The following is a 24,783-nucleotide window of genomic DNA, read 5'->3' on the forward strand; positions in this document are numbered from 1 at the left end:
GCCGCTCCTACATGGGCTCATCGGAAATGACTGACTCTCTCTGGCAACCCACCGCCTCCCTCGAGGCCCTGCGCCGCCGCGCCGAGCTGCTGACGGATATCCGCCGCTTCTTTGCCGAGCGCAAGGTGCTCGAGGTGGAGGTGCCGCTGCTGTCCCGCCGCGCCACCAGCGACCCCCATATCGAATCCATCACCGCACTGTGCAACGGCGATCCCGCCTACCTGGCCACCAGTCCGGAATTCGGCCTCAAGCGACTGCTGGCCGCCGGCCTTGGTGACTGCTACAGCCTCGGCAAGGCATTCCGCGAGGGCGAGGCCGGCGGCCGCCACAACCCGGAGTTCACCATGCTGGAGTGGTATCGCCGGGGCTGGGACGATCGCCGCCTGATGGTGGAGGTGGGCGAATTGTTAAGCCGGGTACTGGGTATCGGGCAGGTCCAGTCAATGAGTTATCGCGAACTGTTCCTGCGCGAACTGCAGCTCGACCCGCACTCGGCCCCCGAGGAGGCGCTGCGTCACTGCACAGCGCGCGAGGTGGAGCTGTCTTTTGCGCCACAGAGCCGCGACGAATGCCTGGACCTGCTGATGAGTCACCGCCTGGAAGCGGCAATGGGCGATGGCATCACCCTGCTGTACGATTTCCCCGCCAGCCAGGCGGCGCTGGCGAAAGTGGTCAAGGACGACAGCGGCACGCCGGTGGCACGCCGTTTCGAGGCCTATGTGGGTGGAATGGAGCTGGCCAACGGCTACTGGGAACTGACCGATGCCGGGGAACAGCTGCAGCGCTTCGAGACCGACCAGCGCTACCGCGGCATGCACAAGCTGCATGTCTACCCATTCGAGGAAAGGCTGGTGGATGCGCTGCGGGTGGGGCTGCCCGAGTGTGCCGGTGTGGCGTTGGGCATTGACCGGCTGCTGATGCTGGCGGGCGGCTATTCAACCATCGACCAGGTGATCGCCTTCCCGATAGAGCGCGCCTGATTGTCGAGAGACCGTCAGGGCTCGAACTGGTAGTGCGCCACTTCGCCGACGGCGAAGAACCCCGCCTCCAGCAGCAGCTCCTGGCGATTCGCCGGCGCCAGGGCCACCGCATGTTTGTGGTGACTTTTCAGGGCCTGGCCCACCAGGTGGTGGAATATCGCGCGACCGATACCGCGGCCGCGATAGTCCTGCAGGGTGACCAGGTCGTAGAAACCCAGCGCATCGGCGGACGCGAAGAGGCAGCCCGCGGCCACCGCTTCACCATCCAGTTTGCCGAGAAAGTATTTCAGCCGGCTGCGCTTCTGCTCCGGTATTTCCTGCAGCAGGTGGTAGAACTTCTTGACCTGCGGCCCCTCGCGGGCGCCGTTGTACACGGCGGCCTGGATATCGCCGACGGTGGCCAGTTCCCCGGCGGCGGCGGGCACTATTTCCAGTTTCCCCCTGAGCTCTTGCGGCAGATCGTCGTCCGCCGCCAGGCGCTGCACCTCCACCGCCATGGCCACCAGTGACTCCCGGCGCTTCAGCCCCAGTTCCGCCAGCTCCGCATCGTCGAGGGACTTGCTGGCGCAGTGCCAGAGGGTGAAAGGGCTGTGCCGCTCGGCAAAGTAGTCGACCACGAAGCGCTGCAGTATGCGCGTCGGCATGACCGAATTGGTTACCGCCTGGTTGAAGGTATGCGACAGCAGGCCACTGTCGCTGCGCACCACGCCGGTAATTTCCTTGGTGTGCTCCGGATTCAACAGGCCCGCACAGTAACTGGCACGGGACTCCAGGTTGCGACACACGAGGTTTTTGGCGCTGAGACTGTATTTCATGCCTGTAAGGATAGCTCCGTTTATCCTGCGTCTGAGGTGGGTCGGCGGAATTCCCTGTCGACCTGGCGCCCCGTACCGACTGGCTCAGGGCAGCTGCTTGTCCACTTGCGACAGCGCACTGTGATCCATCGACAGTGCTGGCTGGTCGCAGCTCGCCCTGCAGATCACCCGCGCCGGCACGCCGGCGACCAGCTTGTGTGCCGGTACTGACTTGAGCACCACACTGCCGGAGGCGACCTGCGCGCACTCACCGATTTCGATATTGCCGAGCACCTTGCTGCCGGCGCCGATCAGCACGCCACAGCGCACTTTCGGGTGGCGGTCGCCACTCTCCTTGCCGGTGCCCCCGAGGGTAACCGACTGCATGATCGATACACTGTTTTCCACCACCGCTGTCTCACCGATCACTATACCGGTGGCGTGGTCGAGCAGTATGCCCTCCCCCAATCTGGCCGCCGGGTGTATATCCACACTGAACACCACCGAGATGCGGTGCTGCAGGAAGAGCGCCAGGGAGCGACGTTGCTGCTGCCACAGCCAGTGCGCCACGCGATAGGCCTGCAGCGCGTGGAAGCCTTTGAAATAGAGGAAGGGCTCGTAGAGGGAATTGCAGGCGGAGTCGCGCTGGTAGACCGCAGTCAGGTCCGCGCGCGCGGCCCGGCCGATCGCCGGGTCAGCGCCCAGCGCCTCGTCGATGACTTCGCGAATCAGCAGTGCTGGCGCCACGGCGTTGTCGAGCTTGTTCGCCAGGTGAAAACTGAGCGCCGACTCCAGCGAACTGTGGTTCAGGATGGTCGCGTGCAGGAAACTGGCCAGTATCGGCTCCCGCTCCACCTGCTGGGCCACATCGGTGCGAATCTGCTGCCAGAGTTCGCCCGCCCTCGTCCTAGATTCAATCGCTTCCATCGATAAGACTCCTTCAGTTAAACGGCGCCCAGTGTCAGCGGTGGCTCCAGCAGCGCCGACTGCTGCTCGCGCAGCGCCAGTATATGCTCCGCCCAATAGCGCGGCGTGTTGAACCAGGGAAAGGCCTGGGGAAAAGCAGGATCCTGCCAGCGGCGCGCCAGCCAGGCGGCGTGGTGCATCTGGCGCAGGCAGCGCAGCGGCTCTACCAGCTGCAGTTCCTGAGGATCAAAACTGGCAAAGGTCTCATAGCCCTCGATCACCGCGTCCAGGTAGGCGGTCTGCTCGGCGCGATTGCCGGAAATCAGCATCCAGATATCCTGGATCGCCGGCCCGGTCAGGCAGTCATCCAGATCCACGAACCAGGGGGTGTCGTCGCGCCATAAGAAGTTGCCGCTGTGGCAGTCGCCGTGCAGGCGCAGCGTGCGCCATTCGCGCTCGAACAGCGGCGCTATCTGCTCAATGATATGGCCGGTAATCGATTCGTAGGCATCGCGGTTCTCCCGCGGCAGGAAGTCGCCGGCCAGGATAAACTCGCGGCTGTCGATGGCGAAGTGCTTCAGCGTCAGCGCCGGGCGGTACTCGAAAGGCCTGGCCCGGCCGGTCGCGTGAATGCGCCCGAGCATGGTCCCCACCTGTTCCAGGTGCTCGAAATTGTCCAGCTCGACCTGGCGCCCGCCGCGGCGCGGGAAAAGGGCGAACCGGAAGCCCTTGGCCTCCATCAGCGTGCGGCCGTCGAATTCCAGTGGCGCGACCACCGGAATCTCCGCCGCGGCCAATTCCAGGCTGAAGCGGTGTTCCTCCAGTATCTGTTCATCGCTCCAGCGCCCGGGGCGGTAGAACTTGGCGATCAGTGGCTCACCGCCCTCTACGCCCACCTGGTAGACGCGGTTTTCGTAACTGTTCAGCGGGAAGATACGCGCGTCGGAAATCAGCCCGGCGCTCTCGACGCAGTCGATAACCGCATCCGGCGTAAGGGCCTCATAGGGGTGGTGGCTCTGGGGCATAAGTTGTCCCGGGTATTGCATAGGGCAGCTATGCTAACGCGGTGTGGGCGCCATCGACAATCGGAGATGGTGGCGGGCTGGTCGGCACTCTCTGTGCCCCGAGCCGCTGAACTGCGGCCGCCCCACACAGACGGTAGACTCGCCCCGCGCCCGAACGTGCGACACGCTTGCCTCGCCGCCACAATGAACTTGCGACCCACAGCCGTGCGACGGGGACCTACCATGCAGCCTGGAAGAATCTTTTCAAAATCCATAGTCCCTGCCCTCTTTCTCGGCGCCCTGGTGTCGTTGAGCGGCTGCGGCGGCGAGCGGGAAGCCGCGCGGAACGATGCCACCATCGGCAAATTGGACTCCAGATTGGAAACTCTGGAGCGGCGGGCGAGCAACTGTGCCGCCGGCCGGGACTGCGCGTCCGTATCCATCAGCCGCGAAGTATTCGAGCAGAGGCCCGCGCTGAACAAAGCCGTGTTGCGGCTGCTGGTCCGCCAGCTGCAGGGCAATGGTGAGGACCAGACATCGGCATCCAGCCTGGAGGAAATCGCCGATATCTTTCTCGCCGAGGCCGCGCAGATGGAAGAGATCAGCAGCGCCGTCTGGCAACTGACCGGTGAGGCCCGGCGCCTGTCCCGGCGCGGCAAGCTGCTCACCGTGGAGATCAACAGCTATCGCTATACGGGCGGCGCCCATGGCATGCCGAGTGTGCACTGGCTCAACTGGAATCTGTCCAGCGCGGAGCAGGTATCCCTGGAGCAGGTGATCGGGGATGGCAAGGAGAAGCGTTTCTGGAAGGAGGCTCAGGCGGCACACCGGCGCTGGCAGGACAAACAGCCGGGCAGCAACCGGGATTTCCGCCAGATGTGGCCCTTCCAGCGCAGCGAGGACTTCCGTCTCGACGATGAGGGCCTGGTACTTTTGTACAACGTCTATACCCTGGGCCCCTATGTGCTCGGCCCGGTACAACTGACCATACCCTGGAAGGATCTGCGCGATGTGGTGCGCGAACAGTACCAGCCAGCCAGTGCGCCCGACCGGCAGCGGAAATAAAAACCATCGAGGTGACGTCCGGGTTTTCGAGCCCGCCGAACAGGTCAGCTGCGGACTTTTTTCGGCATCAGGTACCAGAGCAGTGCCGCCACCAGAAACAGCGCCGGCACATCGCCGAGCAGGTTGGCTCGCTCGGTGTTATCCACCAGCGCCTGCACAAACATAATGCCGCCGTGCACTATGCTCGACCAGATGGTGAACCAGATCAGGCTGGCGTTAGCGGATGGGTCCTTGGCCGCGAGGATCAGGAAAACGCCCAGGGTCGCGTAAATACCCATGATCATCTGCTCATATTCCGGCTGCCGCGGTGTCCAGCCCCAGCCGGACGGCCATATCCACATCATCAGCGGGTAGATCCCAAAGATGAAAATCAGCCCCACGGCAATCAGTGCCAACTTGAGTAACCTGGCCCGGCTGCTCGGTTCCATTCCGCCACCCTCCTTGATTGTTGGATCAGGCCCTGTCCAACTGCGGCCGCGCCTCGCTCGCGCCGCTACCCGATTTCTTCGCAGCAGCCTTGAGGCTGCGCAGGTAGCCGTGCAACAGTTCCGCATCCAGCCCGTGCAGCATCAGGCGAAAGCCCGCCTGCAGCGTCGAGTGCGGCACCATCGGATGGCGATTGCTCACCAGAGACAGCGCCGTAGTGTCATTCAGCAACTTACCAATATAGATGGATACCGTCTCATCCAGCTGCAGGGAATTGCTTGCGCGCCAGAAATCGTGATCGGAGAGGAATAGCGCGTATAGCGGTGTGTACATCTCAATCGCCGTCTGCAGGTCTATCACATTGGTAACATGGCTGACGCCCGGATCCAGATCGAATTCGCCGTCTGTGATGGCATCAAAATTCAGCTTGTCGACGGCGACGATGTCGCGATCGCTGGCGCGCAGCTTCTGGTTCAGCTCGGCAATAAAGTTGTAAATATTCAGGTCGTGGATCAAGAAGGTATCATTTAGCAGGTCTTCCAGGCTTTTTGGCCGCAGTGGTTGCGTACTCTCGATATGGACACCGTCGATATTGTCGGCGATGAACTGCAGCAGTTCAGTGCCGATATTGAAGTGGCGCAGAATCAGGTAGTTGGCATCCCGGCGCACAAAGTATTTCAGCCCCCAGTAGATGGTGCGGTGCAGTATCCTCGACGAATTCCAGCGCTCCGGAATCACTATGCGCAACAATTGCACCAGCACGATACTGAGCCTGGCGAGGGGGCGCACCAGCGGCAGCAGCAGGCGCCGGGACCAGGTGTTATTCCCGGCGAGCAGCGCCCGCTTGGCCGGCTCGTGGATCGGCAGGCTGCGGTCCAGATAGAGCGCCAGCCAGGGGTTGGGATCCCGGGTGTTGATGGCCTCCTTTTCGAAATCTGTATTCCAGCTCATCAGTAGTTGCCCAACTCTTCCAACTGCAGCAGATAGAGGCGCCCGGTGACCCGCGCGGTTTCCTGAATTTGCTCAGCCAGGCCGTCGATTGCCAGCACACCGGTCTCGAATACATCCGCCAGCTGCTGCAGGTGGTCGTCGTCGTGTTGTGCGTGGTAGAGGTAGAAAGACACCTGGTCATCCCGAAGACCGAGATGCTGCTGCAGCGAGCGGGCGAAAATGCCGGCGAAGTGCTTGCCCAGCCCCTCGATCACAAACATGGCCCCGAGCAGATCCAGCGGGTTGCGCTGGCTGGCGCGCTGGTACATCCACGCCGAAAGCGCATTGGCCCCGATATTCTTGCGGCCGCGGCGCAGCGAATCGATATCGCCGCCCACCGCCACATAGTCCCGCTCCAGCATCTCGTAGTCGCGGTGCTCCGTGCCGGCGTGGCCGAGAAAGGTGGAGCGCAACTCCAGGTACTGGCGATCCATCGACGAGACGGCCCGCGCTATCCAGCAGGAGCCCTCGATGACCTGCTGGTAGTGGTCGTGCAACAGAAGCCGGTAATCTTCGATCCGCACCGCGCCGCGCAGTGCGCGGGCTATGACCGGAACCTGTAGCAAGCGGCCCTCGAAATCCGCCCAGATTCTGCTGAGCTGCCGCATCAGCAGTGCGGCAGGGGTTTCCATCACTTCCATTTCACACCACCGTCAGGCTCATAAAGGACGCCAGGCAGCGTCCGCTCTCGGGCACAAAGCACAGTATGCGATCGCCGCTTTGCACGGTTGCATCCCGTATCAGTTTGTCGATCAACAGGAAAATCGACGCGGAGCCCACGTTGCCCACCTCGCTCTGGTGGTTGCGCCAGCGCTCCTCCGGAATCATGGCTGATGAACAGGTAAGCAGCGTTTTCATGCGCTCGCCGAGGGAGCGCGCTGAATAGTGCGGCAGGAAATAGCGGATATCTCCCGGCGACAGACCGCGTTTATCCAGCACCTCGAGAAAGTAACCCATCCACACCGGGAACATCTGCTCCAGCAGAACGAAGTCCTGGCGCAGCAGCAGCGCTCCCTGCCGGTAGGCCTCCTGTGGCGAACCGAAATGGGCCCAGGGTTTGGCTTCCTCGGGATCATTGCTGTCGGCGCCGGCAAACATGCAGTTCGGAAACCGATCCGCAAATGACTTCTGTTCGATCCAGTCTATTTTCAGGCAGGTGCGGGAGCTGTCCGGTGCCGTCTCCATCACCAGTGCTGCCGCCCCGTCGGACAGGGTCCAGCGCAGAAACTCATACTGGAGTGCCTCTTCCGGGCTCATGGAGGAAAAATCGATCTCTCCGTAAAAGCCCGGCTGGAACCAGCGGCTGGAGAACTCACTGCCACAGGCGGCGGCCACCCGGTGTTCGCCGGCACGGATATTCAGGTAGGCCGACTTGATCGCCATCATGCTGCTGCCGCAGACACTCTGGTGCGAACTGATTTCCATCGGGCTGCCGCCCAGCTCGCCGTGCACGGCACTGGCGTGGCCGGGCACCAGTTGATCCGCCTGGGTGGTAGCGCAGGAGAGGTAGTCGAGCTGTCGCGAGTCCCGGCGCGCGGCATCACAGGCAGCGGTAACGGCATTGGCCGCCATCTGCGCATTGGTGATCTGATAATTACCCGCCGCATCTATCGCGTAGTGGCGGGTCTTGATACCGTTCTGGCGCAGCGCCAGGGTTTTGAGCTTGCGGCTGTGCCCGCTGATCAGGCCGATGCGCGCTTCCATTTCCCGGTTGTCCACCGGCCGACCGGGCAGATAGCTACCGCTGCCGGTAATAAAGACATCCTGCATTCAACTACATCCATTTATTCTTTTACAGCGCAGCCATTGTATTCGTCGCACAGTGCCCAATCCACTGCATTGCGAGCGCCAACTCCGCCGCACCGGACAGCGAAACCGGGGAGCCCCCGGTTCAGCCACTGGCGTTATCCCGGTTCGGGTGGGAATTACCCCCCCGGTACCACCACGACTACTCCTCCAGGTCTCCCGGAATATGGCAGACCACTTCGATATTGTGACCATCCGGGTCCACCACCGCCGCCGCATAGTAATCCGGGTGGTACTGCTGGCGCACGCCGGGTGCACCATTGTCCCTGCCGCCGGCTTCGAGCGCCACCCGGTAAAATTCGCGCACGGTGCTCCTGTCCTCCGCGCGAAAGGCGATATGCAGGTTCGGCGCCGTACTCTTGCCCCCCTTGATCCACAGGTCAGGCTTGTCGGCCCAGCCGAAGCCGGCCCAGTCGGCGTACTCGAGAATCAATTCATAACCGAGAGGCGCCAGTGCCAGGCGGTAGAATTCCTTGCTGCGTTCGTAGCTGTGAACATGAATACCGATATGATCCAGCATTGCGGGTCTCACCTTAATTCCGAGAGGAAGAAATTACCGAAATCATCACGAGCAGGACACAGACCAGGCCTGCCAGAGGAATCGGCCAGCCAGCAAAAGTAGAGGCCAAAACCAGCACAATCGCTACCGGAAACATCAAACCGTAGCAGCCCCCTGACTTGCGGTGCGGGCGCAGGTGCAAAAGCCACAGCGCCAGCAGATACACTGCCACCGGAAGGGTAAAGGCCGCCGCAGCACTCTGGCGATTCAGCTTCCCATGACCCGTGATGTAGTCCACGTTGACAGCAAAACCGGCGCCCGCGGCAGCAGCGGCGGCAAAGATAAAATAGTGACCGTAGCCCCAGAGGAAGGCTGCACGATTGGAAGTGAGGAACCTGTGGGCCGGCCTGTCAAAGTACAGCCACCAAAGGGAGAAGACTACGAGCAGTCCACCGCCAATGGCACGATAGAGTGCCACGGTGCCTCCATACTCTCCTGCCGCCAACTGGGCTGCGTTGGTCGCTGTCAGTATCGATTCACCCAGGACGATAATAGTAAAGAGACCGTAGCGTTCGGCGATATGACTTGGATGCCAGCTCGTCTTGGCAGCGCGCTCGGCCCACAACGGCACAGCGAGTTCCAAGCCGGCCATCAACCACCATCCCCACATGGGCCAGCCGGAGATCAGCAATACCGCCCAGCCCAGCATCACCGCGGACACACCGAAAGCAAACCGCAGCGCCGTGGTCCGGCGCTCGGGATCATGCTTCGCAGCGCGAAGCCACAGGCTAACCAACCCTACCCGCATTACACCATAGCCGCAGAAAACCAGTGAAAAATCATGGGTCAGGAAAGCGCGCGGCACACCGGCCGCAAGTATCAGGGTTCCGACTATCTGTAAAAGCGATGCCAGCCGGTACAGGACATCACCATTGTCGTAGGCGGAAGCGAACCAGGTGAAATTCATCCAGGCCCACCAGATCGAAAAGAATACCGCCAGGTAACTCGCGACTCCGCTGGCGATATGTCCCTCGCTCAGCGCATGGTGCAGCTGGGCCGCGGCCAGGGCGACCGCGATCACGAAACTGAGGTCGAAGAACAGCTCCAGAGGCGTCGCCTGGCGGTGCACCTGTGCCGGATCCCTGGCCGGCATAGGCAGGAGCCAGCGCCTTCCTGTCGATGTGCGCTTTTCGGGCATGGATGCCTTACCTGGACCTTTGATTCTGTCCGTCAGAAAAATACGGCCACCCCGGAAATCGGCTGGCGACCTTGATTCCGACATGATCTCCCGGACTACGCTTAAAGCATAGAAAAGTGCCGCAAGCTGGCGACCGTTCGCGCTTCACACTCGCCTACTGCCTGGCGGCTGCCGTCATTTCGCACAGACGGCCGCCATTCTTTTCGACACTATTTCCGCCACTACCTTCCGGCAGGACAGTTTCCATGAGCGACATCGCGTTGAACTGGATAGACGGCAACTGGGTGGACTCGGGTAACTACCGCGACAGCGTCAACCCGGCAACCGGCGAGATCATCGGCCGTTATGCCGATGGCGGCGAACAGGAAGCAGCTGCTGCCATTGCCGCGGCCAGGCGCGCTTTTACCGAATCCAGCTGGAAGGACGACCGCCACCTGCGTGCCCGGGCACTCTGCGAAGTGGCCGATATACTCGAGGCGCATACCGACGACCTGGTCGAGGCGCTTTCGCTGGAAAACGGCAAGCTCAAACCGCACGCACGCTTCGAGGCGGAAATGGTGCCTTCCAAGCTGCGTTTCGCCGCGTCTCAGGTACGCACCGATTACGGCCGCGCACTGGAGGTGGCGCCGGGCACCTTCTCGATGGTGCTGCGCCAGGCTCTGGGTGTGGCCGGTATCGTTGTGCCATGGAATTCACCGCTGGTCTTGCTGGTTCGTTCCCTGGGCCCGGCGCTGGCCGCGGGCACCACAGTGGTAGTCAAGATGCCGGGGCAGACGGCGCAGCTGAACGCATTGATCTTCAGGCTGCTATCCCAGGTCGAATCCCTGCCGCGCGGAGTAGTCAACGGCTTCAGCGAACTGCACGGCGACGGCGTTCGCCATATCGTCACCTCGGCGGACGTGCCCTGTATCAGCTACACCGGCAGTACTGGCGTCGGCCGCGCCATCTGCGCCAGCGGTGCCGAGCATCTCAAGCGCTTCGGCCTGGAGCTGGGTGGCAAGACGCCAATGATTGTTTTCGACGACGCGGATCTCGACGCCGCGATCCCCACACTCGTTCAGGCACTGACCGTCTTCAATGGCCAATTCTGTATGACCGGAAGCCGTGTGCTGGCCCAGAGCGGCATTGCCGACGAACTGCGCAAACGGCTCTGCGCACAGCTAGAAAAGGTCAGGGTCGGACCCGCCAGCGACCCGGCCAGCAATCTGGGACCGGTGATCGACAGGCACAGTGTAGAGCGCATCGACAAGGCGGTGGAGAGTGCGATTGCCGCCGGCGCCAAACCCCTGGTGCGCGGCGGCCCCATCAACGAGGGTCCGCTTACGGCGGGCGCCTTCTACCGCCCCTGCCTGCTCGAGGTGGAGGACAACCGGCTGGATATCGTGCAGGAGGAAACCTTCGGCCCGGTACTGAGCCTGCAGATATTCGATAGCGAGGCCGAGGCGGTCGACCTCGCCAACGATAACCAGTACGGACTCGCGGCCAGTATCTGGAGCCGCGACTTCCAGCGCCCGCTGCGCGTGGCCCGCGAACTGGACGCCGGCACCATCTGGATCAATGACTGGGCCAGGGTGTACGACGAGTTCGAGGAGGGCGGTTTCAAGCAATCCGGTCTCGGGCGCATGAACGGCCTGGCAGTGCTGGATGACTTTATCGAGTACAAACACATCACTTTCAGCTGCGGCCAAGTGGTACGTCAATAAGCTGCAACTGGTCGAGGAAATCCCCAAGATGCGCAACCCATTTCAGTACATCAGGACATCCGGATCCCTCACACGCCTTTTCACATTAGGCCGGCAGGGTTCGACGAGATGTCGGGGCCGTAGGATTTACTCTATCGTCGCGGCCGCCCTGGTTGCTGCCACGTTGTCTGTTGCCGCCTTTCCGGCTGGTGCCCAGACCACAACGCAAAGTGAAACGGAAACGGCCGACTTGATCATTGTGGACGGCAAGATTTTCGCCGATCGTGAAGGACAGCCTTTCAGCCAGGCCCTGGCGGTGCGAGACGGCAAATTTATTCGTGTCGGCAGCAACAAGGAAGTACTGACGCTTCGCGGTGACAAGACCCGGGTAGTTTCCGCCAGGGGCAGAACCGTAATCCCCGGTCTCAACGACTCCCACCTGCACCCGACCCGCGCGGGGCGCTTTTACCTGACAGAACTGCGCTGGGATGGCGTACCGACACTGAAGGAGGCCCTGCGACGCCTGCGCGAGCAGGCACGGCGCACGCCGCCGGGGCAGTGGGTCCGGGTAATCGGTGGCTGGACACCCTACCAATTTGCAGAAAAACGCATGCCGACGCTGGCGGAAATCAATGAAGCCACCGGTGATGTGCCGACATTCGTCATGTACCTGTACAGCCGCGGTTTTCTGAACCAGGCCGGTATAAAGGCCATGGGCATCACCGCCGGGACACCGGCACCCGCGGGCGCCTCCTACGAAATCGGTGAGGATGGCAAACCCACCGGGTTGATCCTGGCAGACCCCAATCCCGCGCTGCTGTATCAAATGGTTGCAAAGTTACCGGCCCTCTCCCCTGCTGACGAAGTTCTTTCGACCAGGTACTTTTACCGGGAGCTGAACCGATTCGGCCTCACCAGCGCTATTGATGCCGCCGGCGGCGGCCACGTCTTCCCAGAGGATTACGTCGCAACGGAAGCCCTCGCAAAAGAGGGCAAACTTTCCCTTCGGCTCGGCTATTTCCTGTTCCCGCGCAGCGCCGGCACGGAAATCAAGGACTATCGCAGGATGCTCGCCGGGCGCGAACCGGGGGAAAATAGCGATCACTTGCGCAGCAACGGTTTTGTCCTGCTCGGAGTGGGAGAGGCGCCGGTACTGGCGGCGATCGACTTCGAAAATTTTATGGCGCCCAGGCCCGAAATCGATGAAGAAATTTTTGCGCCGGCACTGGAGCAGGTAATTACCGGGCTGGTCGACCGGGGATTTTCTTTTCGGATACACGCCACCTACAACGAGTCCATCGACAAAATTCTCGATGTCCTGGAGCGGGTGCAGAAGAAGACGCCATTCGCCGGGCGCCTGCGCTGGGCCATCGACCACGCCGAAACCGTCTCCCCCGACAGCCTGAAACGCATTCAGGCGCTCGGCGGTGGCATTGCAGTGCAAAACCGGTTGGCATTCGCCGGCGAGGATTTTGCCGCCCGCTACGGCAGTGAAGTCGCCTCCCGTGCACCACCCCTGCGCGATATCCTCGATGCCGGCATCCCACTGGGGCTCGGAACCGACGGCACGCGGGTGTCCTCCTACAACCCCTGGCTCTCCCTCTATTGGGCGGTGTCCGGCCGCAGCCTCGGTGGCACTGAACTGCTCTCGCCGAAGCAGCGCCTCAGCCGCACCGAAGCCCTGCGACAGTATACCCAAGGCAGTGCCTGGTTCTCGGGCGAAGAGACACGTAAGGGGCGTATCGCTGTCGGCCAGGACGCAGATTTCGCGGTGCTCAGCGCCGACTATTTCAGCATTCCGGAAGTGCAGATCAAGGATGTGGTTTCACTGCTGACAGTTCTGGGCGGTGAGGTCGTGTACGCGGCGCCCCCCTTTGTGGCACTGGCGCCCGAGCCGCTGCCGCCAGCGCCAACCTGGTCACCGGTACGTCATTTCGGCGGCTATGCATCTCCATCCGGTTCGACCGCCGATTCCCAATGACCCATTGACACCGAGAGACGGGAGAAAACCATGAGCAATAACCTGATGCGCGCCGTGCAGGCGGTCAAGGCCGGCGAGCCCTTTGTACTCGGCGAAATAGCCATCCCGGAACCGGCCCGGGGGCAGGTGCGGGTCAGGGTGCACGCCTGCGGTGTATGCGGCGGCGATGCGATAGCGCGCAATGGCCTGCTCGGCGCGGTACTGCCACGGGTGCCGGGACACGAAATTGCCGGCACCGTGGATGCGGTCGGTGTTGACGTGGCCAACTGGAAAGTGGGAGACAGGGTCGGCGTCGGCTGGCAGGGCGGCTACTGCAAGGAGTGCCAGTTCTGCCGCGCCGGCGACTTCGTCAACTGCGTCGACAGCCAGGTGGTGGGGCTCTCCTACGACGGCGGCTACGCGGAATATATGGTCGCGCCCCAGGAGGCGCTGGCGCGCATCCCCGAGGAGCTCTCGTTCGAAGAGGCCGGGCCCATGATGTGCGCCGGCATCACCACGTTCAACGCGCTGCGCCACTGCGGCGCTCGCCCAGGGGATACTGTCGCGATTCACGGTATCGGCGGACTCGGCCACCTGGCAGTACAGTTCGCCGACAGGATGGGCTTTCGCACCATTGCGATCAACCGCAAGCGGGACAAGGAAGCGCTGTCGAGAAAACTCGGCGCCGATGACTATATCGACAGCACCGCTGGCAGTGCCGGTGAAACACTGATGAAGATGGGGGGCGCCGTGGCAATTCTGTCCACCGCCGGCCACGCGCCGTCGCAGGTGGACCTGATTCAGGGACTCAGGCCCAACGGCCGCCTGGTGGCCATTGCCGCGGACCACGCGCCGCTGGAGTTCTCCGCCGAACAGCTGGTATTCGGGCGCAAGTCCATCGCCGGCTGGTACAGCGGCCACGCCAGGGACAGCGAGGAGGCCATGGCCTTTGCGGTACTCAAGGGTGTGCGACCTATGGTGGAAACCTTCCCGCTGGATAGCGCCGAAGAGACCTTCCTGAATATGAACAAGGCGCGCTACCGGGTGGTGCTGACCCTGTAACCTTTCCGGCCAGCTCAGTTAGTGGGGCTGGCCGGGAAGGCTATATTTTGCCGTTCGTCATTTTGTACAGGGTTCGATCCCGCCTGCCCCAGTGGTGATACAAGGCCGCCAGCGCATGTCCGGTGACCAGCATCCAGATCAGCCACTCACCGAGCAGCTGCTTGTGGACGAAATCCAGCGGCCTTTCAAACTGTTCGAAGCTGATTCCAAAACCACCTGTAACCAGCAGAGCAAATACTTGAGTGCTTTCAAATTTCGGAATGTCGAACAGGAAAAAATACTCGGTATCCACGCTGGTGCCGAGATAGCCGGTCAGCGGTGCGAGTATCATGATGGCGTAGAGCGCATAGTGCCCCGCGTGCGCTGCCAGCTGCGCCAGGCGACTTCCCGGTTCCGGCCGCGGAGCGGGATTCATCACCCGCCACAGGATTCGCAACAGGACCAGCACACCGATGGTGACACCGACGGACAGGTGCAGCTGCAGCGCAGTCCAGTTCTCCGGAGTTTGTTCCTCGGTAAACCAGTGTCGGTAATAGACGGTTACATAAGACAAAAGAAACAGCAACGCTGTGCCCCAGTGCAACCACTTGGCCACGGTGCCGTAGTTATCCGCAGTATTCCTGATCGCCATTTAGCCTCCCGCCGATATCGGCTACAAACCTGCCAGAAAATGCCGCACAGCGTTATTTCCCCCGCGCGGCCCATTAATCCGGGGCCACCGCTTACCAGTAGCCCCCATTGGCGCCGACCACTTGGCCGGTCACCCAATCCGCCTTGGCACTGACCAGGAAGGAGACTACCCGGGCCACGTCTTCCGGCTCACCGATGCGACCGAGAATATGCTGCCCGGCAAACATCTCCACCACTTCCTTCGATTTTCCGGTGTTGAACAGGTCGGTGTTCGTCGGCCCCGGGCGTACCGCATTCACGCGAATACCGGACGGCCCCAGCTCCTTGGCCGCGACCTCGGTCAGTTTTTCGATCGCCATCTTCGATGCGGCGTAGGGGCCATAGCCCGGAATCGGCGCACCCTGGAAGCTGGCGGTCACATTGACGACGCGACCACCGTCTGCGAGGCGCTTCGCCGCCTCGCGCAGTGTCAGGAAGACACCCTTCAGGTTGGTGTCCATGACTGCCGCATAGTCTTCATCGCTGAACTCGGCGAAAGTCTTGCGCACCGCGCGACCGGCATTGTTCACCAGCACCCCCACCGGGCCGAAGCGCTGTTCGGCTTCGTCAAACAACCTCGTCACGTCGGCACTGCGGGCGACATCTCCCTGCACCGCCGCGGCGCGTCCACCGGCGGCCTCGATATCAGCGACCACTGCGGCGGCGGCATCGGCGGAACCGGCGTAATTGACAATGACCGCGTAGCCATCGGTGGCCAGGCTCGCGGCAATCGCCGCGCCGATTCCGCGGGACGCGCCGGTAACAATCGCTGTACTGCTCATAGAAATCGCCTCTTTGATTGGGAACTGCGCAGATCCGCGATCGGATCCACGGCGATTACTATAGGAGAGCCACTTTGAATGAGTACAATGCATAATTAAAATAACATCCATGCGCTATACACATATTCGCCAATCGGACCTGAACCTGCTGCTCGGCCTTTCAGTGCTACTGGAGGAGCGTTCGGTATCCCGCGCCGCCGAGCGTTTCCACCTGAGCCAGCCGGCCATGAGCCGAATGCTGCAGCGGCTGAGGGAGACCTTCCACGACGAACTGCTGGTACGCACCAAAGACGGCTACGAACCCACTGCGCGGGCGCGCAAAATCCAGACAGAGCTGGACCAGTTGCTGCCGCGGATCAACACACTGCTACGCGGCCCGGTATTCGACCCTTCAATCGCGGATGAAACTTTCCGTATCGCCTGCACCGACTACGCAACCGTCGTCATGGGCGCGCAGCTGAGCGAACGCCTCTACGGTGAGGCACCGGGCATAACGCTGGATATCTCCGCCTGGCGCGACAGTGCCTTCGAGGACTGCGTCCAGGGTCGACTGGATCTGGTGCTCTGGGTCGATGCGGCGCCGGAGCCGCTGGTTTCCGAAGTGCTGTTTCGCGAGGACTTCGTCTGCGTAATGTCGGCGGAGCACGCGTTGGCCGGCAGGCCGCTGACCCTGGACGACTATCTGCGCTATCCCCATATCGTCGTGGATCTACTCGGCGGCCAGCAGACGCTGGTGGAAGACAAACTGGTCGAGCTGGGAGCAGCGCGTACCGTGGGTCTGCGGGTTCCATATTTCTCCGCAGCGATCAGCGCCGTGGCGCACACCAATCTGATTGCGACTGTGCCGCGCCGCATTGCAAGTTGCTATTCGGCAAACAACGATCTATTCACTATTGATGCGCCGCTGGAGCTGGCACCCTTCGACTATGTGATGGGCTGGCACCCTAGATCTGCCGAGGATCCCGCACACCGATGGCTGCGGAGCCTGTTTACCAATCTCGGCAGAAGAATTTAATTTGCCGCGGCGAGTACGGAGTCCATTACCTCTAGCTGCCAGTCGAAATAGGGGTTGTAGGTCAGGCGTGCATGCACCTTGCCAGATTCGCGGTAACCCCAGGCGGAATACCAGACCTGTTCTCCAGCCAGGCAACTGGCATAATCTTCCGGCGACTGTCCATTCCAGCAGATCCGCTGATCGGCGCCGATTCCATAGAGCGGATTCCGCGGAGAGAAGAGCACGCTCATATGGGAGAACTGGCTGATATTCTGCTCGGGCAGGGAATCGCTGCGCACGAGAATACGCCTGTCCTGCTGCTCTCCCGCGGCCAGTTCGCCATACCAGATCATGCGGCTTGCCGGATGGCCGAATCGCCGCTCGAATATCTCGCGGATGCTGGCAACATCCACCACCGAATCGTGCTCGGTAACCACCAGTAGCGCCGGCTTGTCGAAGCGCCGCCTGGCCAATGCATTCCTGACTGCGCGGCTGCTCTTGTAATAGAGTGCAAACCCGTTGGTCGGCGTATTCATATAGCGCACTTCCGACTGGTGCGGGCGGCTGTCGTCCGGCTCCATCAGCCAAGGCCGGAACCAGCTCAATATCGGTGTCACCCAGTCCAGAGCGCTGTCTGATTTGAATGCCGGCGAGAAGAGCAGCAGGCCCTGCACCGACGGATCACCCAATGCATACTCAGTTACCAGATTGGCGCCGGTGGAGAAGCCGCCGAGATAAATCTGCTCTACCTCTTCTTTCAACAGCGCGACCTGATCCTCCACCAATTGTTGCCAGTCGCGGAAGTCCGGCGACATCAGGTCCTCCGGCTTTGTGCCGTGCCCCGGCAGCAGCAGGGTCCTGACGAGGAAGCCGCGCCCGGCAAGCAGTGGACCTATATCGCGGAAAGACCAGGGGGAATCCCCCAAGCCATGCACCAGGATAACACCCTTACCCGTGCCAGTATCCGGCCGCCACTCGGCGGGCAAATTGCGTTCGATCTCTGTCTCGATATCATCGCTCTGGAAACGGCGCTGCTGCGCCAGTTGACCCCGTATTTCCAACCGGTATTGGTCAAACCCGCCCAGAGCGGATGGATTTTCCCGCGTCGCGGCATCGGTGCCATGTAAAAACCCGGAGCCGACGTAGAGCACGACGGCGACAACCCAGCCGGTGGGACTTATGTGCGATACAAACTGAATCAATGCCGGAAACCCTGTAAACCTATCAATGGATCACTTTAGGAACAACGGGAGCCACCTGTACAGTGCGGGCGGGTAATAATGCTTATGCACAGGACACATGCGACAGGTCATAAGCGCCTACCGACAAGGAGCGCCTACGCTCTTCCGGGGCAAGAAGCATCGTTGGCAGCCGAAGATAAATTTCCTGCGTACGACAGACTGTTGCGTGAACCGGGACACTCCTCACTCGGCAACCCTGCGCCAGTGTGAGAGTTTCTCAGCAAAACTGTGTGTTGTGTTCGCCGGGCTGGTAGATGGCAGTCTCTGGGTGGGAATAGCGGAAAATTCCCGCGGCAGTTCGATGAGCACATACCGCTTGTACATCTGCTCCGCCTTGACGCCGTTGAAATAGATACGGGCGATTTTCGGATGGGTATTGAGAAAGGCGACGAAGTCATTCGGCACTATCGACGAGTCGACGATGGCCGAATCCATGCTGCCGGAACGGGTGCAGGTTTTCAGCACATCCCAGAGCGCAATGCGATTTTCTGTCAATGCGGCACAGCGCCGCTCGTAGCTGAGCCCGGAATCCAGACTCAGCAGCTGTTCGATGATGTTCCAGAAGGCATTGCGCGGGTGCGCGTAGTACTGCCGCGCCCGCAGCGAGGCGACACCGGGCATGGAACCGAGAACCAGGCGCGTCGCGTCGGCGGTGGCTATCGGCTCAAAACTGTGTACGGTGGTCACGGAAAGGCACCATCAGCCGCGGTGGCAGTACTCGGACGCGTCCCAGTCGCGCTCGAGCAGGCCGAAAAGCAACGCGTCCTGGATCTCGCCCAGATGAAAATAGCATTCGCGCAGTAGCCCCTCGCGCCGGAAACCGAGTTTCTCCAGCACGCGGATGGATGCGGCGTTGCGCGGGTCTGCGTCGGCGCCGATACGGTGCAGCCGCAAGCGCCGGAACGCGAACTCGATAACCGCCGGCAATGCGCGCAGTATCAGGCCCCGCCCCCAGTATTTCCGCCCCAGGGCAAAGCCGATATCCGCACGGCGGTTATGCCGGTCGACAGCCGCCAGGGTACAGGTGCCAATAATCTCGCCATCCAATTCTATACCCCACTGGTATAGGCTGCCTGCGAGAAACCCCTCGTGGATGGACAGCAGGTACTGGCTTGCCGCCGCCTCTGTGTCCAACGGCTCGGTCGCCATATAGCGCACAACCCGGACATCGGCGAAGATTGCCATCAATGCCGGCAGGTCCACTGTGGTCAACCAGCGCAATACCAGGCCGTCTTCGCACAGTGCAGGCAATCGAGCGCCCAGGTTGTCGGGATTCATCGCGCCATTATCCAGTGATACAGGCCGTAGCAGGCAACTCCGGCACCGAAAATAAATTGCCCGAACAGCAGTGCGCGAATCGCGAAGGTATAGCGGACCACAGTGCCCTTCTGTGCACTGTCGCGGGAATAGATACGGCTGCTCTCGGGTAAATCCTTTTCCAGCCGCTTCAGGCCCGGAACCGCGAGACTCAACAGCTCGCGGCTGCGCGCGTCCACCAGCCAGAACACCGCCGAAATTATCACGACGAAGCCGCCGAGCAGCGCCAGGCTCAGCGGGTGGAAGCCCTTCTCGACCGCAGTGAAGATACCGCCCTCGGCAAACATCGACAGGATGACAAAAAAGTTGAAGCCTTTCAGGCGCTGCTCTGCGTTAAATCGGTAGTGTTCGCAGAGATACTGCTGTTCGTTCAAGACGCTGTTCCTTCAAATCCATCGCGCTGCCAGCCCGCGCGCTCCAGGCGATAGACAAAGCAGTCATCGTCGCCAAACTGCCTGCGCTCGACAAACCGGAAGCCCAGCCGCTCGTAAAACCGGTGCGCGCGAGTATTAGTGGCCAACGGATCTATCAGCACCGCCGTAACCTCTGCATGCGCAAAACATCTTTCCAGCGCCAACTGCATCATGGTTGTGCCGTAACCGCGGCCCAGATCCGCCGCCTCGCCGATCCAGATATCGACAGCGCGCAGGTTGTCCGCCACATCACCCCAGTAGTGGCTGTCCTCCAGGGCCGGGTCGATAATCTGCATAAAGCCGATCGGGCGGCCGTCCAGCTCGGCGATCAGTAACTCGCGCCATTCCGGGGTGCGGTGGAGCTCCTCCTCCCAACCCCAGTCGTCGTTCGGGTCAGCGGCGATCACATGGCGCTGCTCATCCCAATGGCGCAGCAGATTCAGGTCGGCGGGACTGGCGGCTCGCAGCTGCATATGCCCGCCGCCGTGGCACCAGGGCAGCGCCTCCTCCGTGAATACATCGCCGCTCGGTACAAACTGGTACGGCTCATCGAAAACACCGATCAGGAAATGGGTTTCCCCGACCCATTTATCGCTCTGGTAGCTAAGCGGCGTACCGCACTGTTTGCAGAATCCGCGCCTGACGCCTTCCGAGCTGCAATAGCAATCTGCGTCTGAGAGCCACTCAACCTGCGGATCTTCGAATCCTACCCAGGTCGAAAAGGCACCGCCGGTGGTGCGCCGGCAGCTGTCGCAATGGCAGCGCGCGACGAATTTCGGCGCGCCCTTCGCCTCGAATCTGATGGCGCCGCAGTGGCAGCCGCCCCGATAAGTTACATCCGTCATAGCTCCCTCTTTCCGCTCTGCAACAAACTGGCTGCTCATGTACAGCCCGCTTCCAATAGTACGGGATTTCACTACACAAAAAAGCCGGGCAGTGCCCGGCTCAAAGTAAAGGTTTTCGAATACAATCAGCGATTGGCGCGATGCTCGATCAGCTCTTCCACCACCGACGGATCCGCCAGCGTCGAGGTATCGCCGAGGGTGTCCAGCTCGTTGCAGGCGATCTTGCGCAGTATGCGGCGCATAATCTTGCCGGAGCGGGTTTTCGGTAGCCCCGGGGCCCACTGGATAATGTCCGGCTTGGCAATCGGACCTATTTCTTTCACGCACAGATCGATCAGTGCCTGGCGCAACTCCTCGCTCGGCTCGTGGCCGTGCTTCAGGGTGACATAGGCGTAGATGCCCTGCCCCTTGATATCGTGGGGGTAGCCGACCACGGCGGCCTCGGCGGTATCCTCGTGCAGCACTATCGCGCTCTCGATCTCGGCGGTGCCGAGGCGGTGGCCGGACACGTTCAGCACGTCGTCGATGCGGCCGGTGATCCAATAGTAGCCGTCGGCGTCGCGGCGGGCACCGTCGCCGGTGAAGTAGTAGCCGGGGAAGGTGGAGAAGTAGGTGTCGATCATGCGCTGGTGGTCGCCGTAGACGCTGCGGATCATCGACGGCCAGCTGGATTTCATTACCAGCGCGCCCTCACCCTCGCCCTCGATTTCCCTGCCCTTCTCGTCCAGCAGTGCCGGCTGCACGCCGAAGAAGGGGAAGGTGGCGGAACCGGGTTTCAGCGGCGTGGCGCCGGGCAGCGGCGTGATCAGGTGCGCGCCCGTCTCCGTCTGCCACCAGGTGTCGACGATCGGGCAGCGCTCCTCGCCGACCACCTTGAAGTACCACTCCCAGGCCTCCGGGTTGATGGGTTCGCCGACGGTGCCGAGCAGTTTCAGCGAGCTGCGGTCGGTTCTCGTCACGTATTCGTCGCCGGCGCCCATCAGTGCACGGATAGCGGTCGGCGCCGTGTAGAAGATATTGACCTTGTGCTTGTCGACCACCTGCCAGCAGCGGGAGGCGTCCGGGTAGGTGGGCACACCCTCGAACATCAGGCTGATGGCGCCGGCGCAGAGCGGGCCGTAGACGATATAGCTGTGGCCGGTGATCCAACCGACATCGGCGGTGCACCAGAAGACATCGCCTTCCTTGTAGTCGAAGGCATACTTGAAGGTCATGGCGGCCATCAACAGGTAGCCGGCAGTGGTGTGCTGTACACCCTTGGGTTTGCCGGTGGAGCCGGACGTATAGAGGATAAACAGCGGGTCCTCGGCGCTCATCGGCTCCGGGGCGCACTCGGGTTTCATCTCGGCGACCGATTCGGCGTACCAGATGTCGCGCTTGCTGTCCCAATCGATATTGGCGCCGGTGCGCTTGACCACTATGGCGGTGTGCACGTCCGGGCAACTGGCCAGGGCCTGGTCGACATTCGCCTTCAGCGGCACCTTCCTGCCACCGCGAACGCCCTCATCGGCGGTGATCACCAGGCGGCAGTCGGAATCGAGGATGCGGTCTTTCAGCGAGTCCGGGGAGAAGCCGCCGAACACCACCGAGTGCACGGCGCCGATACGCGCACAGGCCAGCATTGCGTAGGCGGCCTCGGGAATCATCGGCATATAGATACAGACACGGTCGCCTTTCCTGACGCCGCGGGTTTTCAGAAGGTTGGCCAGGCGGCAGACGTTTTCGTGCAACTGGCCGTAGGTGATTGCCTCGCTTTCGGCGGGATCATCTCCCTCCCAGATCAACGCCGTCTGCCCGGCGCGGGTCGGCAGGTGGCGGTCGATACAGTTGACGGTCACGTTCAGCTGGCCATCGGCGAACCAGGCCGCGTGGCCGCGCTTCAGGTCCTCCTCGATCACCTGGGTGAACGGCTTCTCCCACTGCAGGAAATCCTTGGCCTGCTGGGCCCAGAAGGCATCCGGGTCCTCGACCGACTGGCGGTACATCTTCTGGTAGTCCTCCGCACGGATGTGTGCGTCGGCGGCAAAGTCTGCGGGCACGGGGCGGGTATGCACTTCTGACATCGTTTTCTCCCTTATTAGTATTATCCGGCCAACCTTCAACCGAACTGAAGGCGGCGATGGTCGACCAGTTATAACACTGCCGGACAATTGATGACAACGCTGTCAACCAGCGTAGCTGCCAATCCTAGCTGGCCATCATAGCCCGGGGACGAGCGGCTTCCACCTCCAAAGGGACTAATTGCGTGTCAATTCCGGGCGGGACTGGCACAATGACAAAATGTGATCACATTTTGCGGAGAACGAATATGTCGAAAAAACTGTTGCGCATCGTCGAGGGCCGGGGTCAGGTCGAAAAGGGACCTGTGGCCGAGGAGAAGCTGCTGGCGGGCAACCCTCGGCAGATGACCGAGCACTTCTTTACCAACGCCAGGGAGAATTTCTTCTGCGGCGTCTGGTCGTCGGACGCCGGTAAATGGAAGCTGAGCTACAGCGAGGATGAGTTCTGCTACATCATCGACGGCGAGGCGGTGATTACCGACGCCGAGGGTCACAGTGAGCGGGTCGTGGCCGGGGATGCTTTCTGTATTCCGGCGGGCTTTGAGGGCAGTTGGGAGACCATTGGCAGCGTGAAGAAATTTTATGCTATCTACGAGGAGTGATTTTTTGTAGGAGCGGCCCATGGCCGCGATCGATTTCGGGCGTGTCCGACAGTCCGATCGCGGCCATGGGCCGCTCCTACAGGGTGTAGGGTGGCGCTTCTACTGAATCTTAAGCCTCGGCCAACTGCACCGGAATCGTGTTGGTGCTGCGCTCGACGCGGTTTTTCTCATCCAGGTAGACCAGCTTCGGTTTGAAGGCGTCTGCCTCCGCTTCCGTCATCTGCGCATAGGAGGCGATGATGATGCGGTCACCCACCTGTACCCGGCGAGCGGCGGCACCGTTCATCGAGATGATGCCGGAGCCGCGTTCGGCCAGTATCACATAGGTGTGGAAGCGCTCGCCGTTGCTGACGTTATAGATATCGATCTTCTCGAACTCGCGCAGGCCGGCCAGCTCCACCAGGTCTTCATCGATCGCACAGGAGCCGTCGTACCAGAGTTCGGCCTGGGTCACCGCTGCCATATGCAGTTTGCATTTCAGCATTTCGATTTGCATGTTTCCCCTCCCGTCAGAGTTCCAGGGATACGTTGTCGATCAGGCGCGCGGCGCCGGTGTAGATGGCACCGAGAATCGTGATCTGGCTGTCGTCGTCGGCGGCCGGCTGCAGGTCCTTGCTGTTGCAGATGGAGAAGTAGTCGACGCGGAAGCCGGACTTTTCAATACGTTTCTTTGCCTCACCTTCCAGCGCGGCGAAATCCCGGCGACCGCCCTCTATTTCGCCCTTGACCCAATTCAGCGACTGGTTCAGTACCGCCACCCTGGGACGTTCCTGCTCGCTGATGTAGCTGTTGCGCGAGCTCATCGCCAGGCCATCCTCCTCGCGGTGTACCGGCGCGGCGACTATCTCCACAGGGATACACAGGTCCTCGACCATGCGGCGGATCACTGCCAGCTGCTGGAAGTCCTTGATGCCGAACACCGCTTTTTGCGGCTGCACGATATTGAACAGCTTCGCCACTACGGTGGTGACCCCCTCGAAGTGACCCGGGCGACTGGCGCCACAGAGCACATCGGTCATCGCCGGGCAGACCACCCGTGTCTGCTGGTCCATACCGTTGGGGTAGATCTCGCTCTCGTCCGGGTGGAAGAGAAAGTCGCAGTCCGCCTCGCGCAGCTTCGCCATATCCCGCTCCATGGTGCGCGGGTACTTGTCCCAGTCCTCGTTGAGGCCGAACTGCAGCCGGTTGACAAAGATGGACACCACCACCAGGTCACAGTGCTGCTGGGCGATCTTGACCAGCTCGATATGGGCGTCGTGCAGGTTGCCCATGGTGGGCACGAAACCGACGGTCTTGCCGTCGCTGCGGGCCTTTGCCAGCGCCTCGCGCAGGCTGGCCACGTGGTGGAAGACTTGCATCGCGATTGCTACCGCTGTGACTGAATCAGCGCGGCATCATACTCTCTGGGGTAGCGGGCGACAATATCGCCGGAGGACACTCGACGGGCTAACTTCGTCAATAAAGCGGCTAACAGGTCGCGATCTGCAG

At 61.5% G+C, this 24,783-nt stretch carries 26 protein-coding genes; 7 read left to right on the plus strand and 19 right to left on the minus strand.

Going from position 1 to position 24,783, the window contains the following annotated elements; translation table 11 throughout:
* Window positions 1–26: 26 nt before the first annotated feature.
* Window positions 27–980, plus strand: coding sequence for an EF-P lysine aminoacylase EpmA (gene epmA, locus IG627_RS03150; protein WP_193189866.1), 954 nt, complete (start codon window positions 27–29; stop codon window positions 978–980).
* A 14-nt stretch (window positions 981–994) separates the two neighbouring features.
* Here the strand turns inward: epmA and IG627_RS03155 are convergent, their stop codons facing one another.
* The 3 genes from IG627_RS03155 to IG627_RS03165 all read right to left on the minus strand — a co-directional run bounded on the left by IG627_RS03155 (window position 995) and on the right by IG627_RS03165 (window position 3,705).
* Entirely contained in the window at window positions 995–1,795 is an 801-nt protein-coding gene (locus tag IG627_RS03155) for a GNAT family N-acetyltransferase (protein ID WP_193189868.1), read from the minus strand.
* Between the two features lie 84 nt (window positions 1,796–1,879).
* The gene (gene cysE / locus IG627_RS03160; protein WP_193189870.1) at window positions 1,880–2,701 is read right to left on the minus strand and encodes a serine O-acetyltransferase; all 822 of its coding nucleotides are present in this window, start codon (window positions 2,699–2,701) and stop codon (window positions 1,880–1,882) included.
* Window positions 2,702–2,718: 17 nt separating this feature from the next.
* Window positions 2,719–3,705 (minus strand): serine/threonine protein kinase, encoded by a 987-nt coding sequence (locus IG627_RS03165; RefSeq protein ID WP_193189877.1) that lies wholly within the window; start codon window positions 3,703–3,705, stop codon window positions 2,719–2,721.
* A 222-nt stretch (window positions 3,706–3,927) separates the two neighbouring features.
* Between IG627_RS03165 and IG627_RS03170 the strand changes: the two genes are divergently transcribed.
* Window positions 3,928–4,749: a DUF3298 and DUF4163 domain-containing protein gene (locus IG627_RS03170; protein WP_193189879.1), complete on the plus strand. Its 822-nt coding sequence runs from the start codon at window positions 3,928–3,930 to the stop codon at window positions 4,747–4,749.
* A 44-nt stretch (window positions 4,750–4,793) separates the two neighbouring features.
* Here IG627_RS03170 and IG627_RS03175 read toward each other — a convergent pair whose 3' ends face one another.
* From IG627_RS03175 to IG627_RS03200, 6 genes are all read right to left on the minus strand, one after another.
* Complete coding sequence (locus IG627_RS03175) at window positions 4,794–5,177, minus strand: DUF6632 domain-containing protein (RefSeq protein ID WP_193189881.1); 384 nt, start codon at window positions 5,175–5,177, stop codon at window positions 4,794–4,796.
* A gap of 25 nt (window positions 5,178–5,202) precedes the next feature.
* Window positions 5,203–6,126 (minus strand): DUF6999 family protein, encoded by a 924-nt coding sequence (locus IG627_RS03180; RefSeq protein WP_193189883.1) that lies wholly within the window; start codon window positions 6,124–6,126, stop codon window positions 5,203–5,205.
* Window positions 6,126–6,806 carry an iron-containing redox enzyme family protein gene (locus IG627_RS03185; RefSeq protein ID WP_193189885.1) on the minus strand — a complete coding sequence of 227 codons (681 nt, stop codon included), beginning with the start codon at window positions 6,804–6,806 and terminating at the stop codon, window positions 6,126–6,128. The genes IG627_RS03180 and IG627_RS03185 overlap by 1 nt, the downstream gene beginning before the upstream one ends.
* A 1-nt stretch (window position 6,807) precedes the next feature.
* Window positions 6,808–7,935 carry a 3-oxoacyl-[acyl-carrier-protein] synthase III C-terminal domain-containing protein gene (locus IG627_RS03190; protein WP_193189887.1) on the minus strand — a complete coding sequence of 376 codons (1,128 nt, stop codon included), beginning with the start codon at window positions 7,933–7,935 and terminating at the stop codon, window positions 6,808–6,810.
* A 178-nt stretch (window positions 7,936–8,113) separates the two neighbouring features.
* Window positions 8,114–8,491, minus strand: coding sequence for a VOC family protein (locus IG627_RS03195; protein WP_193189888.1), 378 nt, complete (start codon window positions 8,489–8,491; stop codon window positions 8,114–8,116).
* A 13-nt stretch (window positions 8,492–8,504) separates the two neighbouring features.
* Window positions 8,505–9,668 (minus strand): low temperature requirement protein A, encoded by a 1,164-nt coding sequence (locus IG627_RS03200; RefSeq protein WP_226864660.1) that lies wholly within the window; start codon window positions 9,666–9,668, stop codon window positions 8,505–8,507.
* Between the two features lie 245 nt (window positions 9,669–9,913).
* Between IG627_RS03200 and IG627_RS03205 the strand changes: the two genes are divergently transcribed.
* The 3 genes from IG627_RS03205 to IG627_RS03215 all read left to right on the plus strand — a co-directional run bounded on the left by IG627_RS03205 (window position 9,914) and on the right by IG627_RS03215 (window position 14,372).
* Window positions 9,914–11,371, plus strand: a complete 1,458-nt coding sequence (locus IG627_RS03205) for an aldehyde dehydrogenase family protein (RefSeq protein ID WP_193189890.1) — start codon at window positions 9,914–9,916, stop codon at window positions 11,369–11,371.
* A gap of 238 nt (window positions 11,372–11,609) precedes the next feature.
* Window positions 11,610–13,331: an amidohydrolase gene (locus tag IG627_RS03210; RefSeq protein WP_319024489.1), complete on the plus strand. Its 1,722-nt coding sequence runs from the start codon at window positions 11,610–11,612 to the stop codon at window positions 13,329–13,331.
* A 30-nt stretch (window positions 13,332–13,361) separates the two neighbouring features.
* The gene (locus IG627_RS03215) at window positions 13,362–14,372 is read left to right on the plus strand and encodes an alcohol dehydrogenase (RefSeq protein ID WP_226864662.1); all 1,011 of its coding nucleotides are present in this window, start codon (window positions 13,362–13,364) and stop codon (window positions 14,370–14,372) included.
* A gap of 40 nt (window positions 14,373–14,412) precedes the next feature.
* Here IG627_RS03215 and IG627_RS03220 read toward each other — a convergent pair whose 3' ends face one another.
* Both IG627_RS03220 and IG627_RS03225 read right to left on the minus strand, forming a co-directional pair.
* Window positions 14,413–15,003 (minus strand): cytochrome b, encoded by a 591-nt coding sequence (locus IG627_RS03220; RefSeq protein ID WP_193189894.1) that lies wholly within the window; start codon window positions 15,001–15,003, stop codon window positions 14,413–14,415.
* Window positions 15,004–15,094: 91 nt separating this feature from the next.
* Window positions 15,095–15,823, minus strand: a complete 729-nt coding sequence (locus tag IG627_RS03225) for an SDR family oxidoreductase (RefSeq protein WP_193189896.1) — start codon at window positions 15,821–15,823, stop codon at window positions 15,095–15,097.
* 109 nt (window positions 15,824–15,932) lie between these two features.
* Here IG627_RS03225 and IG627_RS03230 point away from each other — a divergent pair, with 109 nt between their 5' ends.
* The gene (locus IG627_RS03230) at window positions 15,933–16,838 is read left to right on the plus strand and encodes a LysR family transcriptional regulator (protein WP_193189899.1); all 906 of its coding nucleotides are present in this window, start codon (window positions 15,933–15,935) and stop codon (window positions 16,836–16,838) included.
* Here IG627_RS03230 and IG627_RS03235 read toward each other — a convergent pair.
* The 6 genes from IG627_RS03235 to acs all read right to left on the minus strand — a co-directional run bounded on the left by IG627_RS03235 (window position 16,835) and on the right by acs (window position 22,696).
* Entirely contained in the window at window positions 16,835–18,019 is a 1,185-nt protein-coding gene (locus tag IG627_RS03235; RefSeq protein ID WP_226864663.1) for an alpha/beta hydrolase, read from the minus strand. The genes IG627_RS03230 and IG627_RS03235 overlap by 4 nt on opposite strands.
* A gap of 222 nt (window positions 18,020–18,241) precedes the next feature.
* Window positions 18,242–18,745 (minus strand): DNA-deoxyinosine glycosylase, encoded by a 504-nt coding sequence (locus tag IG627_RS03240; protein WP_319024484.1) that lies wholly within the window; start codon window positions 18,743–18,745, stop codon window positions 18,242–18,244.
* A gap of 12 nt (window positions 18,746–18,757) precedes the next feature.
* Window positions 18,758–19,336, minus strand: a complete 579-nt coding sequence (locus tag IG627_RS03245; protein ID WP_193189901.1) for a GNAT family N-acetyltransferase — start codon at window positions 19,334–19,336, stop codon at window positions 18,758–18,760.
* Window positions 19,333–19,749, minus strand: a complete 417-nt coding sequence (locus IG627_RS03250) for a hypothetical protein (protein ID WP_193189903.1) — start codon at window positions 19,747–19,749, stop codon at window positions 19,333–19,335. The genes IG627_RS03245 and IG627_RS03250 overlap by 4 nt, the downstream gene beginning before the upstream one ends.
* Window positions 19,746–20,633, minus strand: a complete 888-nt coding sequence (locus tag IG627_RS03255) for a GNAT family N-acetyltransferase (RefSeq protein WP_193189905.1) — start codon at window positions 20,631–20,633, stop codon at window positions 19,746–19,748. Before IG627_RS03255 ends, IG627_RS03250 begins: the two co-directional genes overlap by 4 nt.
* 125 nt (window positions 20,634–20,758) lie before the next feature.
* Window positions 20,759–22,696: an acetate--CoA ligase gene (gene acs, locus IG627_RS03260; protein ID WP_193189906.1), complete on the minus strand. Its 1,938-nt coding sequence runs from the start codon at window positions 22,694–22,696 to the stop codon at window positions 20,759–20,761.
* A 245-nt stretch (window positions 22,697–22,941) separates the two neighbouring features.
* Here acs and IG627_RS03265 point away from each other — a divergent pair, with 245 nt between their 5' ends.
* Window positions 22,942–23,295: a cupin domain-containing protein gene (locus tag IG627_RS03265; protein ID WP_193189909.1), complete on the plus strand. Its 354-nt coding sequence runs from the start codon at window positions 22,942–22,944 to the stop codon at window positions 23,293–23,295.
* 109 nt (window positions 23,296–23,404) lie between these two features.
* Here the strand turns inward: IG627_RS03265 and panD are convergent, their stop codons facing one another.
* On the minus strand, window positions 23,405–23,791 hold the full coding sequence (gene panD, locus IG627_RS03270; RefSeq protein ID WP_193189911.1) for an aspartate 1-decarboxylase: 387 nt from the start codon (window positions 23,789–23,791) through the stop codon (window positions 23,405–23,407).
* Window positions 23,792–23,804: 13 nt separating this feature from the next.
* Window positions 23,805–24,653 (minus strand): pantoate--beta-alanine ligase, encoded by an 849-nt coding sequence (panC, locus tag IG627_RS03275; RefSeq protein WP_193189913.1) that lies wholly within the window; start codon window positions 24,651–24,653, stop codon window positions 23,805–23,807.
* Between the last annotated feature and the right edge of the window lie 130 nt (window positions 24,654–24,783).

The organism is Microbulbifer taiwanensis, assembly GCF_014904815.1.
Lineage (GTDB): Bacteria > Pseudomonadota > Gammaproteobacteria > Pseudomonadales > Cellvibrionaceae > Microbulbifer > Microbulbifer taiwanensis.